This window comes from Caproiciproducens galactitolivorans, from assembly GCF_029266045.1.
Classification (GTDB): domain Bacteria; phylum Bacillota; class Clostridia; order Oscillospirales; family Acutalibacteraceae; genus Caproiciproducens; species Caproiciproducens galactitolivorans.
The window spans coordinates 12545-25652 of record NZ_JAJUFJ010000004.1 but is presented as its reverse complement, the minus strand read 5'-3'; the positions used below and the strand labels follow the sequence as shown (position 1 = coordinate 25652).

Sequence of the window (13108 nt, the reverse complement as noted above, 5' to 3'; positions counted from 1 at the left end):
AGAGGTATAAAAAATAAAGTGAGGTCTTGGTATGCCCAATGACAATCGGATAGCCGTACTGATCGACGCAGATAATGTTTCGGAAAAGTTTATCAAGTTTATTTTGGATGAGGTATCAAACGATGGCGTGGCGACTTACAAACGGATTTATGGCGACTGGACGAAGCCTGCGCTTAGTACATGGAAAAACGTACTGCTGGAATATTCTATCACGCCGATTCAGCAATACAGCTACACAACTGGAAAAAATGCAACGGATTCCGCTATGATTATCGACGCGATGGATATTTTGTATTCCGGGAACGTAGAGGGGTTCTGTATTGTTTCAAGTGATAGTGATTTCACCCGCCTTGCTGTCCGCCTGCGCGAATCCGGCATGTATGTTGTTGGAATGGGGGAAAAGAAAACTCCGCAGGCTTTTATCTCGGCCTGCAATAAATTTCGCTATTTAGAGGTTCTTGCGCAGACAACCGCCCAGGGTGAAGAAACGCAAACCGGGGAAGAAGAAGCCGTAACAGTAGAAACAACGCCGCTTGAGGTTATTAAAAATACCGTTCAGACCATTGTACAGGAAATATCGGATGATGATGGACGAGCATTTGTGGGTGAAATCGGAAACATGCTGCTGCGCCGTTATCCAGACTTTGACGTTCGCAATTATGGATTTAAAAAGCTTACCCCGCTCCTTCAATCCTTTAAAATTTTTGATATCTATTCAGAAAAAAACAGCGATGGGTATAACCGTCTTGTATATGTAAAAGAGAAAAATCCTTCGTCTTCTCAAAACAATAATAAAAAATCCCGTAAATAGGAAATTTTCTTGAAGGCAGCGAGATAGGGCAGCGGCTTAGCCGCTGCCTCTCGCTATTAGATTGTATTGGCGAACCGTATTTTTATTCAGATTGTATCGCTTTATTTGAAGCGCCGGAAAAGATGAAAAGGTGATGGCTTTGACTGAAATACATGTCTTTCCGGATATAGACTTATAGTCACATTTTTCATGAGTAGTATTTAAAGTTGTATAAAACAGACAACCAAAAAGCATTTCCGACCGATAAAGGGCGCCTGTCTCAGTATACTGTAAATGTTTGCGCCGCACCAGTACGGCTTTCATACCGTGAGGATCCATTTCAGCGTGCTTTTTGGAAAAAGAAAAAGAGCGGACGCAACCGCGTTCGCTCTTTCTTGTTAAGTTGCAGGAATGTGAATATCAGTCGCTGCTGAAAGGGAGCAATGCGAGGTGACGCGCACGCTTAATAGCGACGGTCAATTCGCGCTGATGATGTGCACATGTTCCGGTTACTCTGCGGGGAAGAATCTTCGCCCTTTCAGAAATAAAACGGCGGAGCTTTGCAACATCCTTGTAATCAATCGAATCTACCTTGTCAACACAAAAACCGCAAACCTTTTTGCGGGACTTACGCCCGCCGGGGCGGCGGTCTTGCTTATCGTTTTTATCAGCCATGGCAAAAGCCTCCTTTTCTCATCATAATTTAAAGAGGAAATCAGAACGGCAAATCGTCGTCCAATGGAATTTCCTCAAAATCGCCTGTGTCTCCACTTGCATAAGCAGGAGCAGACTGCTCAAGGGCGGTATCTGGTTTCGAATGATAATTGCTGCCCTGCGTTCCGGTACTGTCGCGTTTTGATTCCGCAAAATGGACGTTATCGGCTACAACTTCAAACGCTTTGCGCTTGTTACCTTCTTTGTCTGTATAGGTTCTTGTTTGAATGGAACCCTGCACCGCAACCAACTGCCCTTTGTGAAAATATTTGCACACAAAGTCAGCTGTGCTGCGCCATGCGACAACGTCGATAAAGTCCGCCTGACGCTCCGCTCCGGCTTTTACATAGGAACGGTCTACCGCTAGTGTAAAGCTTGTTACCGAAATATCATTCGGCGTATGCCGAAGCTCCGGATCGGCAACAAGTCTGCCCATTAAAACAGCGACATTGAGCATTCAAATCACTCTTCCTTCTTAGCTATCTTTCCGGATGATGAGAGAACGAAGGACACCATCGGTAATCTTAAAGATTCTGTCGAGTTCCGCGGTGAATTCAGGCGCGCTCGTGAAGCTGATTAAAGTGTAGTAGCCTTCTTCCTGCTTCTGAATCGGGTACGCAAGTCTGCGCTTACCCCATTCGTCAACGGTGTCGATGGTACCGTGTGCTTCAATCAGATCCTTGAATTTCTGCACCAGCGAAGCGATTGCGTCCTCACCAAGCTTAGTAGAAAGGATAAATACGGTTTCATAGGAATTTTTTACTCCAGACATAATTGCACCTCCTTTTGGACTTTGGCCCCGGAATCAATCCGGAGCAAGGATAAAAGCCGAAAATTGCGGCTTAACAGAATAATTATATCAGTCTGTTTCTACGAAGTCAATAAAAATTTATATTTCCTTGCACAGTTCCTTCAGGTAGGCTTTGAATTCCGCCCCGATTTCCGGGTGCTTGAGCGCGGCTTCCACCTGAGCCTGCATAATTCCGAGCTTGTTCCCCATATCGTAGCGTTTTCCAGTGTATTCAACCGCAATCATGCCGACGGAGCGCGCCAGCGTGCGCATTGCGTCGGTCAGCTGGATTTCACCGCCCGCGCCCGGTTCCGTTTTATCCAGAATATCAAAAATATCCGGCGTGAGAATGCAACGGCCAAGGATGGAATACAGGGACATAATCTTATCCGGAGACGGTTTTTCAATCATATCTGTGCATTTGAAATAATTGTCGTGAATATTTTCAACCTTCAGGGAGCTGTATTTCGTAATGGCTTCGGCGGAAACCTGCTTTACTCCTAAAACGCCTTTGCCGAATTCCTCATACGCGCGTATCAGCTGGGCACAGGCGGGGTCTTCTCCCATAATGACATCGTCGCCGTACAAAACCGCAAACGGCTCGTTACCGACAAAAGATCTTGCGCAGTTTACCGCGTGGCCGAGGCCGCGCGTTTCCTTTTGGCGCACAAAGTAAATATTTGCTTGATGGGCAATATCGATGATTTCCTTTAAAATTTTCTCTTTTTCCGGCCCGCTGCTGGTCAGGCGCGCTTCCAGTTCAGGGACGCGGTCAAAATGATCTTCAATCAGGCCTTTGCCGCGGTTTGTAATGATCAGGATATCTTTGATGCCGGAACGGACAGCTTCCTCAACAATGTATTGGATTGCTGGCTTGTCCACGATGGGCAGCATTTCTTTCGGCATAGATTTTGTCGCAGGCAGAACGCGGGTTCCCAGTCCTGCGGCAGGAATGACAGCTTTGGTTACTTTCATGAATTAACAACTCCTAAATATACGATTATAAGATTTGAGGAAGATACATTACAATCAGATAGCAGATTAAAAGGCAGATTGCAAGTGCCGTGTTTACGCCGCCTTGTTCCTGGTACTGAATTGCAGCGTGGGTAGCATCCGGCGCCTCCTGGCGGATTTGCTTCACCTTACTCACGCAGTGCTTCAAATACCATTTATTTCCGTTAAATCCGACAATCAGCATAATAATAAACTGAATTACGGCGATAATGGTCGGCAGGCAGAATAAAAACACTTGTTGATCCGGCTGCTGGGAAAGCTGGGCAAGAACCTGCATCATCTGTGCATAAGTTACATTCGAGGAATCCAAGGAGAGTCCCTCTTTTTGAAACATGGCCTGCAGCAAAGGAGTGGCAAAATGAATCGATACGTATGTGGAGATCAGATACAGAACCGTCATGACGGCGGTTACAATGGAACCGGTTTTATACTGCTTCCGGTACAGCATCCAGCCCCCTGAAAACAGAAATGCGCTAAAATTGAACCGGTTTTTCCCAAAGCGTTTTAAATTCATAAAAACAGGTAGATAATAAGGGGTGTTGCTTTGCACCAGCCTGGAAATATCCCCGGCGGAAACATCGTCGATTTGCTCGTTTGGGTTTACCCCGCCCATTGGATCAAATAGAAAGGGAACCGGCCCTTGTTGAAAAGGAGCGCCGTACGGCGGGAAGCCGTTCTGCGGATTCGACGGATTTTGCTGGAATCCCGGTGTATCCTGCTGATTTATTGTAAGGGACTGCCCGCAACGGTCGCAGAACATCGCGTTTTGCGAATTCATGTTTCCACAGCGCGGACAGCGCTTTGTTTTACATTCTGCCCGATTCACAGGTTCCTTTTGGGCTTCCTGCTTTGGCGGCGCCCATGCGGTATTAGTGCCGTGTTTGTCGGAGAAAACACATTTGCCTTCACTGGCGTAACACGCGCGGTGATAAGGAGCGCCGCATTCCGGGCAAACCACAATATCATCGTCGCGGGCAAAAGGCTTTCCGCAAACAGGGCAGTGTAAACCTGTATAATCAATCATTCTTTAACCTCCTGTAGAAAATATAAAGCGGCTTATTACCCTATTGTATATAATTTCCGTTAAAACTGCAACAATTTATCCGTAAATTTTCATCTCATTCACAATTCACCGCCGTTTATGGCTTCGAAGCATCTCTTGGCACCCACCTTCGGCAAATGTCCTTTACATTGTATATAAAATACTTTATAATATTTTCGTTATAGCACAGTTAAATCGTGAATTTTTTGTAAATCTACTATTAGATGAGATTAGAAGGATGGTTTTATGCTTCAGTTTGAAGAAATGAAGCTCGCTTTACAGGAGTTGGAGCCGGATCTAAAGGATTTGGCGGAGGCGCTCGGGCTTGAAAGCATGCGCGAAGAAATCGAAAAGTTGGACGCGAAAGCTGCCCAGCCCGGTTTTTGGGACGATATGGAGACTTCGCAGAAGGTTTTGCAGCGTTCAAGCATGCTGAAAAACAAAATGGCCGCTTACGAACGATTAAAAAGCGCCTACGGGGACACGATGGCGTTGATTGAGCTTGCTGATGAGGAGGGCGATCTTTCCTTACTGCCGGAAGCGCAGGAAGAGATGAAAAAATTCCAGTCGGAATTGGAATCACAGCGCCTGTCAACGCTCCTGAACGGAGAATACGACAGCAAAAATGCCATTTTGACGTTCCATGCGGGCGCGGGCGGAACCGAAGCGCAGGATTGGGCGGAAATGCTTTACCGGATGTACTGCCGCTGGGGCGAGCGTCATGGTTATAAGGTGGAAACGCTCGATTATCTTGACGGCGAAGAGGCCGGTTTAAAAAGCGCGACCGTATTAATTAGCGGCGAAAATGCGTACGGATTTTTGAAAAGCGAGGTCGGGGTGCACCGGCTTGTCCGTGTTTCGCCTTTTGACGCGTCCGGAAGGCGGCATACTTCTTTTGCTTCGCTGGAAGTTATGCCGGAAATTGACGACGACGTTGAAGTGCAGATCAACCCGGATGATATAAAAATGGATGTGTACCGTGCTAGCGGCGCGGGTGGGCAGAAGGTTAACAAAACATCGTCCGCCGTCCGCCTGACGCATATCCCGACCGGAATCGTTGTTTCCTGCCAGGTGGAGCGAAGCCAGTACCAAAACCGCGATGTCGCTATGCGTATGCTGAAATCCAAACTCATGGAAATTAAAGAGCGCGAACATTTGGAGCGCATAGAGGACATTAAGGGCGTGCAGAAAGAAATCGCGTGGGGGTCTCAGATTCGGTCCTACGTTTTTATGCCGTATACCCTTGTAAAAGACCACCGCACAGGCTATGAATCCGGCAATATTAATGCGGTGATGGACGGCGACCTGGACGGATTTATCAATGCGTATCTGAAAGCGCAAAGCTTGAACGCGCTTGGGGAAAATGTCGATTAATAATGTAAAAAGTTACAATTTTGGAATGGAAGGTTTCAAAAGTTATCCTTTATATTTTAGAATAGAAAGAATATAATAGGGAATCGAACGAAATGATGGTTTTCATTGCAGTATCAGAAAGGTTATGATTCCCTTGAAATCTCGTTTGCAAAAATCCGTAATCACATGTATCTGTGTTTTTGTATGTTTGACTCTTTTACTTTTATCTTATAGTGGTCGCCAGCCGGAATCTATATCTAAGGCAAAAAAACCTATGCAACATGTACCGGCTAAGCTCTTTACGCAGACTTTCCCTTCTTTCACTAAAAAAGTAGGATACCCCAAAAAAGTTCCTCTGGCTTTCTATGAGTTGCAGAAGAAATACAATCTGGTTGCGGTTCCGACTTATGACGGCTCCTTTCAGCTTACCCACCCCAAGGTGCTGTATTTTGCAAAAGGCTGGAACGGATATAAGTACTGGATGTCCATGACGCCTTATCCGTATGGAAATGATGATTACGAAAATCCGTCTATTGTTGTTTCGAACGACGGGAAAAACTGGAGCGCGCCCGAAGGACTGAAAAATCCTGTTTCCGGGTTACCTCCGGATGTAAAAACGGGCGGGCATTATTCAGACCCGCAGCTTGTGATGCGCGGAAAAACGATGGAACTCTGGTACCGTTACAATCCGCAGAAACATGGAAGCCGCTATCCGGATAACGGAATAAATATCTATTATAGAAAGCAAACGCAGGATGGCATTCATTGGTCGGCTGCACAAAAGCTCCTGCAAAGCCGCGACGGTTATTTGAGCCTGTGCGTGCTTTATGAAAATGGGATGTACCGCACTTGGTATGCGTCTTACGGCGGCGATTTATGCTATACGGAAAGTCGTGACGCGTTAACATGGTCGACTCCCATATGCTGTAAAGTACCCCTTCCCGCCGGACTGCAGTGTTATCATCAGGATGTCATTAAAAACGGCTCGGATTATTATCTGCTACAAACGGCTGAAAGAGCATCCAATTATTCATTTCGGCTTTTCCTCCTTAAGTCACAGGACGGAATTCATTTTACAATGCTTCAGCCGATTATTCCAACGAAAGATACGGCGCTTTGGAAAAATATTTCTTTTTACCGCAGTACCGTTTTTGTAAAGGATAATAAAATGGATTTTTATATTTCTATCATTATTCGTAAGAGAAAATGGTATATGACACAAATGGAGATGCCGATGCCGAAAGTATTGCCGGGTGTTCAGTTATAAAAATAAAAGATTAGAATCAACAAAAGGACCGCAAACTGCGGCCCTTTTGTTATCCGGTAAATTCTATAGGGAAGACTATGTATTATCCGAATCAAAATCATCGTGGTGTGGATTTTCACTAACCAGTTTTGCTCCTTGAAACAAAACGTTGAGCATATCTGTTTCGTATTGAATGGATAGCGTATCCAATTTACTGAAAACGGTTCCCTTTGTAGTAACAACATATTTTGGGGGAAGCCGGTTTAAAGCATAAGAAGCGATATCCATTCGGCATTTTTCACATTTGCAGCACCCCAGCGAATCAATTACTTCGTCTAATTTTAATTGGACCAGGGTTTCCATTAGGTTTGTCAGTTTAACCTCCATCATATTACTCCTTCCGGTCACATCATAACAATTATTAAATATTATCATAATTTTTCTAATTTGTAAATGCGCAATTCGAAAGAATTTTACCGACTGCTTTGCTTTACGCTTTTTTAGTCTGGAACATGTTTCCGATACCCTAGAATATGTAAGCAGCGTATCTTTTTGTAAATATAGCTGCTTAACGGCCGCATATAAGAATCGTAAGTATGGGCTGCTACAAAGATATCCTCATCCGTTTTACCGACAACGACGGGGGAGTGGTAAAAATGCTCCAGTTCATCTCCCAGTTGAAGAATGTCGCCGATTTCTAGATTGTCCGTGTCGGATACCTCCGCGTAAGGCCCGGTTCCTTTATTTGTTGTAAGGAAGTTGTATAAATACTGTACGCCGCTCCAGGAGGGTGTTCGGTCGCTGCTGCTTTTATAATACCAGCCGAAGACAGGCGTGTAATTCATAACTTTGCAGCCGGCATAAATACATTGGGAAGCAAAATTCGTACAATCTCCGCCCATTTTGTCAAAATTTATAAAGGCCGGATTCCGTTGAAAAGCCCATATTTTCGCATATTCGAATGCATTTTCGCGGTTATACGGAAATTCAGCCAGCATAGTACGCACCCCGCATTCTATTTCATACTTATAGATAGTATGAGGGAAAAACGGTCGCAATTCCATTCTTTAAAAATTTTTTTGCTTAGCGGAGCCATCCTTACGGCGGGATCTGATTTTAAGCAAAAAGCGAAGAATTTGTACTGCCGCACCGGCGCATAACCCGATTGTCATCCAGGTAAATAAGGTGATCAGTCCCACAAGGTCTTCCCAGCCGCTGACATTGTTCAGAAAGGTCAATGCCATTTCAAAAAAGCCGATCCCAAGCCCTGCAAGGAAAATCCAGAGCATGATCCGCAGGTTCAGCAGATATAGGGTGGATGTTACTGCTCCGAAAGTCAGGGACAAAACAAGGTAGGCAATCATATTTTGAATCGTGACGGGGTTGCCGAGCAGATAACCCACTTCAAAATAGAAGAGAACAAAACAAACGGCCGTTACCGTGAACCAGATAACCCAGAAGTACAGGCTCCGATTTTTCATAGCAATACTTCCTTTTTGTAAATGAATATGGAATATTATGCCCTTTCGTCCAGGAGCTTAGACAAAAAAGGAGCGCAGCGAAAAGCTACGCCCCGCGGTAGGAGTCATCCTGCATAAATGTTTCAGCAAAAAGATGCAGTGCGTCCGCGGTGGATATTTCCGCCGCCTTTTTTTTCGCCGCCTCTCTTGCATACTGGGGGAGGGACTCGTAATATTCCTTTGCTTTCGCATCCGATCGCAGAAGGTCGTTTAAATCTGCCATTTCATCACCTCTCCTTTAGTTTTGACGAATTACAAGTAATTAGACAGGAATTTTTTTCCATTCAATCGGCTGTTCATTGATTTTTCTTCCAAAAAATGATACAATTTTACAATCGACTTACATGGAGATACGGATATGGATTTTAATATCAATCAGCTTTTAAACTCTCTATCTTATACCTTGGATTTTGTAGAAAAGGACTTAATAAAAAACGTGACAAATCATGGCAGGCGTGTGGCCTATATTGCGGCGCGGATAGGGAAAAAAATAGAAATGGGCGATACCGATTTATTCGATTTAATATCTTACTCGCTTCTGCACGACAACGGCGTAACAAAATCATTAATTCAGTCAAAGGAATCAAAAAATTACATAAGGGTGGAACTAAATGTGCTTCACTGTGTGGAAGGGGAAAGAAATATTGCTTACTTTCCCTTTTTTCACAGTATTCCAAATGTAATTCTTTACCATCATGAGCATTACGACGGCAGCGGCTTTTTTGGTGTTACGGGGAAGGATATCCCCGAATTTTCACGTATAATCGCTTTGGCGGATTTCATCGCCATTGCATTTTCGGAAGGGAAAAGTGCGGAAGACATTCTTTCCTCTATAAGAAATTCAAACCATTTTGACTTGGAATATTGCCAAGTTTTTTATGAATTGAGCAGAAATGTTGAGTTTTGGCTGAATATGGATGATAACTTTGTATTCGACGCGCTGAATTCCCTTATGCCAAGCGTTCAAAGAGAGTTTTCCTATAAGGATATGCGCATGGTTTCCCGTATTTTCAGTAATATTATTGATGCGAAATCCCCTTTTACCGGTTCCCATTCAAGGGGAATAAGCAGGAAAACCGGTATTCTCTGCAAATACTATGACTTTGATGAAGAAGTATCCTGGAAAATGCGTATAGCGGCGGACTTGCACGATCTTGGAAAGCTAATGATTCCGAATGAAATATTAGACAAGCCGGGTAAATTGAGCCGGCAGGAAATTACTATAATCCAATCCCATCCGTTTTATACCCGTAAAACGCTGGAGGGGATCGCCGGATTCGAAGAAATTGCTGAATGGGCTTCCAATCATCATGAAAAGCTGAACGGCAACGGCTATCCGTTCGGCCTGGATGCGGATAAGCTGGATTTCAACTCCCGCCTTTTATGCTGTGTGGATATTTATCAGGCACTGACGGAAAACCGGCCGTATCGCAAAGCCTTGTCCCATGAAAGTGCAATTGCATTAATGCGTTCCATGGTGAGTAATAAGCTGATTGACGCTTCCATTGTAGAAGATATCCATTCCGTCTTTCATGCTCTGCCAGAAAATTTGTGAAATCAAAAAGACCCAAGCCTTCGCTTGAGCCTTTGTCATGAATCCGAATTTTCGATCTGTTCCTGGAGTTCGTCAATGAAAGTTTCGATTTGCTCCATGCGCTTCTGATCCTTTTTCCGTTCTGCATGCTGGTAATACACCTTGTATACCGTTAGTTTGCTTTGCAGTACTGCCTTTTGCTTGGTATTCATGAAAGCGCCTCCTTGTATATTACTATTATATAACATAAAGTTATAACTTTTAATGTAAAGCGGGAAATGGCTGATATTGTAAAAAAGTACGCCGGAAAAAGGGCGTACTTCATTTACCGCAATTTTCATTCTCTTTGCTTGGAAAAGCCTTAAACAATCGATATGCCTCGTTTTTAAAATATGCCTGACTTGCAGTCAGGCTTTTTTTATTATATATGAAATTTTATTGTTTGTCAAATTTTTCTAAAATATTTCTTTTTAAAAATTTCTATAATGTTTACAGATTTGTTCATTGTTTTCCGAATCGACATATTTTATAATAAGAAAAGAATTAGAAAATATTTCCTTTACATCGTTCGGAGGATTTATGAGCCTGATTTGCTTGAAAGACATTCGCAAGGTTTATCATATGGATGAAGAAAAAATAGTTGCGCTCGGGCGGATCAATCTCCGCATTGAGCAAGGGGAAATCTGCTGTATTCTGGGAACGTCCGGCTCGGGAAAATCAACGCTTTTAAATATTATGGCCGGACTGGAAAAGCCGACAAAAGGAAGCATTGAAATCGACGGCGTAAATGTGACCGATTTTTCTGAAAAGCAATGGGCGCTGTTTCGTCAGAAATACATCGGTTTTGTTTTTCAGTCCTACAACCTTTTGCCTACTTTGACAGCGATTCAAAATGTGGCGGTTCCGTTGATGTTTAAGGGAATCAAGAAGAAGGAACGCACCAAAATCGCGGTTCATATGCTGAAAATGGTTCATTTGGGAAACCGCCTGACGCATATGCCAACCCAAATGAGCGGCGGGCAGCAACAGCGCGTGGGGATTGCGCGGGCTTTTGTTGCACGGCCGCCCATTGTTTTTGCCGATGAACCTACGGGAAATCTGGACAGTAAAACAAGCCGGGAGGTCATGGGGCTGATGGTTACCATGGCGAAAAAATATAAAGAAACGCTCATCCTCGTTACCCACGATACGGAAATTGCAAAATACGCCGATCGTATTATTACGATACACGACGGCAGCATTCTGAACGACCAAAGCAATGAATCGATTCTGAAAAACCCGGAAAACTTGGAGGAAAAAGTTGTATGAGACTGGAAAAAAGACGCTTGGCTTCCCTTTTCCTGACCTTTTTGATGGCGGTCGCATTTTGTATGGGGTATCCGCCTGCAAAGGCATCCAATACTGCAGACCCGGAAATTTACAGCGAAAAACAAACGGTTTTAAAAGGCAGTCCGTTTCAGGCTGTGTTTTATTTTAAACATGCCTATTACAGTAGCACATATGATATTGTAATTGACGTTAATAATACAAACGGGGCCATTTCTTTAGGGGAAAAGACATTTTCCTCGAAAAAAGGTGAAATTGATAAAGAAACCGGTGAAGTAAATACTGATTCGAGCAAGAGTTCGGAAGATGACGACAGCTATTATAAATATGATTATAAACTTGTTATTCCCGAGAAATATATGAAGCGCGTCGGGGATGGGGCGGGTACTTTGAAATTTACCATCCGCTATTACGATAGCAACGGGGCAAAGCTGGGAACCTATTTGGTACAAAAGACCGTTTTTGACCCTACAGGGACGAATTCAACCGAGGAAAACGGCCGGCTTCAGCTGCAATCCTACCGTATGGACCATTCGCCCGTGAAAGAGGGGGAGAAATTCAACCTTATTTTAACCCTTAAGAATAACGGGCCCTCCGCCTGTAATAATGTAATGTCTGTTTTGGATCCGTCCAGCGCTGAGGGAATCAGTATCCATGGGATTTCCGATACACAGTACATAGACTCCATCGCGCCGGGGCAGTCCGTAAACATTACCTATCCGATGACATGCCTGTCCAAAATGGTTACGGGTAATTATACGGTGAGCGTGATCCTTTCGGCAGATGAACTGAGCAAATCCCTTACTTCCAAGATTTTTATTCCGGTAATCGGGACAAAAGCGGATAAGGATGCCGTAAGCAACATCAACGAAAGTAAGCCGCTGATCATTATTGAAAGCTACGATTACGGCGGGAAGCCGGTGATGGGCGGAAAAGAATTCAACCTTGCAATGCATTTCAGAAACACGAATACTACCACACAAATTGAGAATCTGAAAATTACGGTCTCTTCCGTTGCGGGTACGGATGATAAATCCGCTGCCGGTGCGTTTACACCGGCAAAATCCTCGAATACCTTCTTTATTTCCAAAGTTGCGCCCGGTTCTTCTTTTACAGAACAGATCGCCCTGATACCGAAAGCAGACGCCACGCCGAATTCCTACGGTGTTACGGTTGCTTTTACCTATGAAGCTGTTCTGGACGGCAAGCGGGAGGCTATTGAGGCGAATGAAATCATTTCCATTCCCCTTGTCCAGTCCGACCGCTTTGAAGCGAATGGGGCGGAATTGCAGGGGCCTATTTCCATGGGGGATGCCGGTCAGCTCAACATCAGTTATGTAAATAAGGGAAAAAGTAAGATATTCAACCTTTCGGTGAAACTGGAGGGGAACTTTTCTACAGAATCGCCGAACACCTATATCGGGAATGTGGAATCCGGCTCCGGGGATACTTTTCAAGCGTCCTTGAGTCCATTGGAGGAAGGAACGTTAACCGGAAAGGCGATCTTTAGCTATGAGGACGCCAACGGAAATGTGAAAACTCTTGTCAAAAATTTTTCCTGCCAGGTAATCGCCCCGCAGGAAAACGGGGAGGAGCTTGGCTCCGAACCCGGTTCTTCGCTGGACGCTTCGAAAAAACCGCCCCTCTGGATGATTTTAACGGGAGCGGGCGTTGTGATCGTTGCGGCGGTTGTTTTGTTTCTTGTCATTCGGAAGAAGAGAAAAGCGAAGAAGCAGAAAATGTTGGAAGAAAGCGATGATTATGATGAAGCGTCGTAGG

The 13108-nt window shown here is 44.4% G+C and carries 16 protein-coding genes; 6 read left to right on the top strand and 10 right to left on the bottom strand.

Annotation, left to right across the window (positions count from 1 at the left end; all coding sequences use genetic code 11):
• Nucleotides 1-31: 31 nt before the first annotated feature.
• Nucleotides 32-811 carry an NYN domain-containing protein gene (locus P9B68_RS04510; protein ID WP_135656890.1) on the top strand — a complete coding sequence of 260 codons (780 nt, stop codon included), beginning with the start codon at nt 32-34 and terminating at the stop codon, nt 809-811.
• Nucleotides 812-1210: 399 nt separating this feature from the next.
• Here the strand turns inward: P9B68_RS04510 and rpsR are convergent, their stop codons facing one another.
• The 5 genes from rpsR to P9B68_RS04485 form a co-directional block, all read right to left on the bottom strand.
• Nucleotides 1211-1465: a 30S ribosomal protein S18 gene (gene rpsR, locus P9B68_RS04505; protein WP_135656892.1), complete on the bottom strand. Its 255-nt coding sequence runs from the start codon at nt 1463-1465 to the stop codon at nt 1211-1213.
• Nucleotides 1466-1505: 40 nt separating this feature from the next.
• Entirely contained in the window at nt 1506-1961 is a 456-nt protein-coding gene (locus tag P9B68_RS04500; protein WP_135656894.1) for a single-stranded DNA-binding protein, read from the bottom strand.
• 18 nt (nt 1962-1979) lie between these two features.
• Nucleotides 1980-2276 (bottom strand): 30S ribosomal protein S6, encoded by a 297-nt coding sequence (rpsF, locus tag P9B68_RS04495; RefSeq protein WP_135656896.1) that lies wholly within the window; start codon nt 2274-2276, stop codon nt 1980-1982.
• 117 nt (nt 2277-2393) lie between these two features.
• Entirely contained in the window at nt 2394-3269 is an 876-nt protein-coding gene (gene galU, locus P9B68_RS04490) for a UTP--glucose-1-phosphate uridylyltransferase GalU (protein WP_135656898.1), read from the bottom strand.
• 25 nt (nt 3270-3294) lie between these two features.
• Nucleotides 3295-4332, bottom strand: a complete 1038-nt coding sequence (locus P9B68_RS04485) for an RING finger protein (RefSeq protein ID WP_135656900.1) — start codon at nt 4330-4332, stop codon at nt 3295-3297.
• A gap of 264 nt (nt 4333-4596) precedes the next feature.
• Here P9B68_RS04485 and prfB point away from each other — a divergent pair, with 264 nt between their 5' ends.
• On the top strand, nt 4597-5724 hold the full coding sequence (gene prfB / locus P9B68_RS04480) for a peptide chain release factor 2 (protein ID WP_135656902.1): 1128 nt from the start codon (nt 4597-4599) through the stop codon (nt 5722-5724).
• A 253-nt stretch (nt 5725-5977) separates the two neighbouring features.
• Complete coding sequence (locus P9B68_RS04475; protein ID WP_135656904.1) at nt 5978-6970, top strand: sialidase/neuraminidase family protein; 993 nt, start codon at nt 5978-5980, stop codon at nt 6968-6970.
• 75 nt (nt 6971-7045) lie between these two features.
• Here the strand turns inward: P9B68_RS04475 and P9B68_RS04470 are convergent, their stop codons facing one another.
• The 4 genes from P9B68_RS04470 to P9B68_RS04455 form a co-directional block, all read right to left on the bottom strand.
• Complete coding sequence (locus P9B68_RS04470; protein ID WP_277668520.1) at nt 7046-7339, bottom strand: late competence development ComFB family protein; 294 nt, start codon at nt 7337-7339, stop codon at nt 7046-7048.
• Nucleotides 7340-7449: 110 nt separating this feature from the next.
• Complete coding sequence (locus P9B68_RS04465) at nt 7450-7947, bottom strand: amidase domain-containing protein (RefSeq protein ID WP_135656906.1); 498 nt, start codon at nt 7945-7947, stop codon at nt 7450-7452.
• Between the two features lie 69 nt (nt 7948-8016).
• Nucleotides 8017-8430, bottom strand: a complete 414-nt coding sequence (locus tag P9B68_RS04460; RefSeq protein WP_135656908.1) for a hypothetical protein — start codon at nt 8428-8430, stop codon at nt 8017-8019.
• Between the two features lie 85 nt (nt 8431-8515).
• A complete protein-coding gene (locus tag P9B68_RS04455) occupies nt 8516-8692 on the bottom strand; it encodes a hypothetical protein (RefSeq protein ID WP_167875123.1) in 177 nt (58 codons plus the stop codon).
• Nucleotides 8693-8827: 135 nt separating this feature from the next.
• Between P9B68_RS04455 and P9B68_RS04450 the strand changes: the two genes are divergently transcribed.
• Nucleotides 8828-10024 carry an HD-GYP domain-containing protein gene (locus P9B68_RS04450; RefSeq protein WP_135656910.1) on the top strand — a complete coding sequence of 399 codons (1197 nt, stop codon included), beginning with the start codon at nt 8828-8830 and terminating at the stop codon, nt 10022-10024.
• 35 nt (nt 10025-10059) lie between these two features.
• Here the strand turns inward: P9B68_RS04450 and P9B68_RS04445 are convergent, their stop codons facing one another.
• Nucleotides 10060-10215 (bottom strand): hypothetical protein, encoded by a 156-nt coding sequence (locus P9B68_RS04445; protein ID WP_167875124.1) that lies wholly within the window; start codon nt 10213-10215, stop codon nt 10060-10062.
• Nucleotides 10216-10582: 367 nt separating this feature from the next.
• Here P9B68_RS04445 and P9B68_RS04440 point away from each other — a divergent pair, with 367 nt between their 5' ends.
• Both P9B68_RS04440 and P9B68_RS04435 read left to right on the top strand, forming a co-directional pair.
• A complete protein-coding gene (locus tag P9B68_RS04440; protein WP_277668519.1) occupies nt 10583-11311 on the top strand; it encodes an ABC transporter ATP-binding protein in 729 nt (242 codons plus the stop codon).
• Nucleotides 11308-13107 carry a COG1361 family protein gene (locus P9B68_RS04435; RefSeq protein ID WP_277668518.1) on the top strand — a complete coding sequence of 600 codons (1800 nt, stop codon included), beginning with the start codon at nt 11308-11310 and terminating at the stop codon, nt 13105-13107. The genes P9B68_RS04440 and P9B68_RS04435 overlap by 4 nt, the downstream gene beginning before the upstream one ends.
• Nucleotide 13108 lies beyond the last annotated feature (1 nt).

Bases quoted from the DNA above. Each gene is read 5' to 3' on its own strand.
- P9B68_RS04440 (WP_277668519.1), top strand. From the start codon at position 10,583: ATGAGCCTGATTTGCTTGAAAGACATTCGCAAGGTTTATCATATGGAT.
- P9B68_RS04485 (WP_135656900.1), bottom strand. From the start codon at position 4,332: ATGATTGATTATACAGGTTTACACTGCCCTGTTTGCGGAAAGCCTTTT.
- P9B68_RS04510 (WP_135656890.1), top strand. From the start codon at position 32: ATGCCCAATGACAATCGGATAGCCGTACTGATCGACGCAGATAATGTT.
- P9B68_RS04475 (WP_135656904.1), top strand. From the start codon at position 5,978: ATGCAACATGTACCGGCTAAGCTCTTTACGCAGACTTTCCCTTCTTTC.
- P9B68_RS04460 (WP_135656908.1), bottom strand. From the start codon at position 8,430: ATGAAAAATCGGAGCCTGTACTTCTGGGTTATCTGGTTCACGGTAACG.
- rpsF (WP_135656896.1), bottom strand. From the start codon at position 2,276: ATGTCTGGAGTAAAAAATTCCTATGAAACCGTATTTATCCTTTCTACT.
- P9B68_RS04470 (WP_277668520.1), bottom strand. From the start codon at position 7,339: ATGATGGAGGTTAAACTGACAAACCTAATGGAAACCCTGGTCCAATTA.
- P9B68_RS04445 (WP_167875124.1), bottom strand. From the start codon at position 10,215: ATGAATACCAAGCAAAAGGCAGTACTGCAAAGCAAACTAACGGTATAC.
- P9B68_RS04465 (WP_135656906.1), bottom strand. From the start codon at position 7,947: ATGCTGGCTGAATTTCCGTATAACCGCGAAAATGCATTCGAATATGCG.
- P9B68_RS04455 (WP_167875123.1), bottom strand. From the start codon at position 8,692: ATGGCAGATTTAAACGACCTTCTGCGATCGGATGCGAAAGCAAAGGAA.
- galU (WP_135656898.1), bottom strand. From the start codon at position 3,269: ATGAAAGTAACCAAAGCTGTCATTCCTGCCGCAGGACTGGGAACCCGC.
- P9B68_RS04435 (WP_277668518.1), top strand. From the start codon at position 11,308: ATGAGACTGGAAAAAAGACGCTTGGCTTCCCTTTTCCTGACCTTTTTG.
- prfB (WP_135656902.1), top strand. From the start codon at position 4,597: ATGCTTCAGTTTGAAGAAATGAAGCTCGCTTTACAGGAGTTGGAGCCG.
- P9B68_RS04450 (WP_135656910.1), top strand. From the start codon at position 8,828: ATGGATTTTAATATCAATCAGCTTTTAAACTCTCTATCTTATACCTTG.
- rpsR (WP_135656892.1), bottom strand. From the start codon at position 1,465: ATGGCTGATAAAAACGATAAGCAAGACCGCCGCCCCGGCGGGCGTAAG.
- P9B68_RS04500 (WP_135656894.1), bottom strand. From the start codon at position 1,961: ATGCTCAATGTCGCTGTTTTAATGGGCAGACTTGTTGCCGATCCGGAG.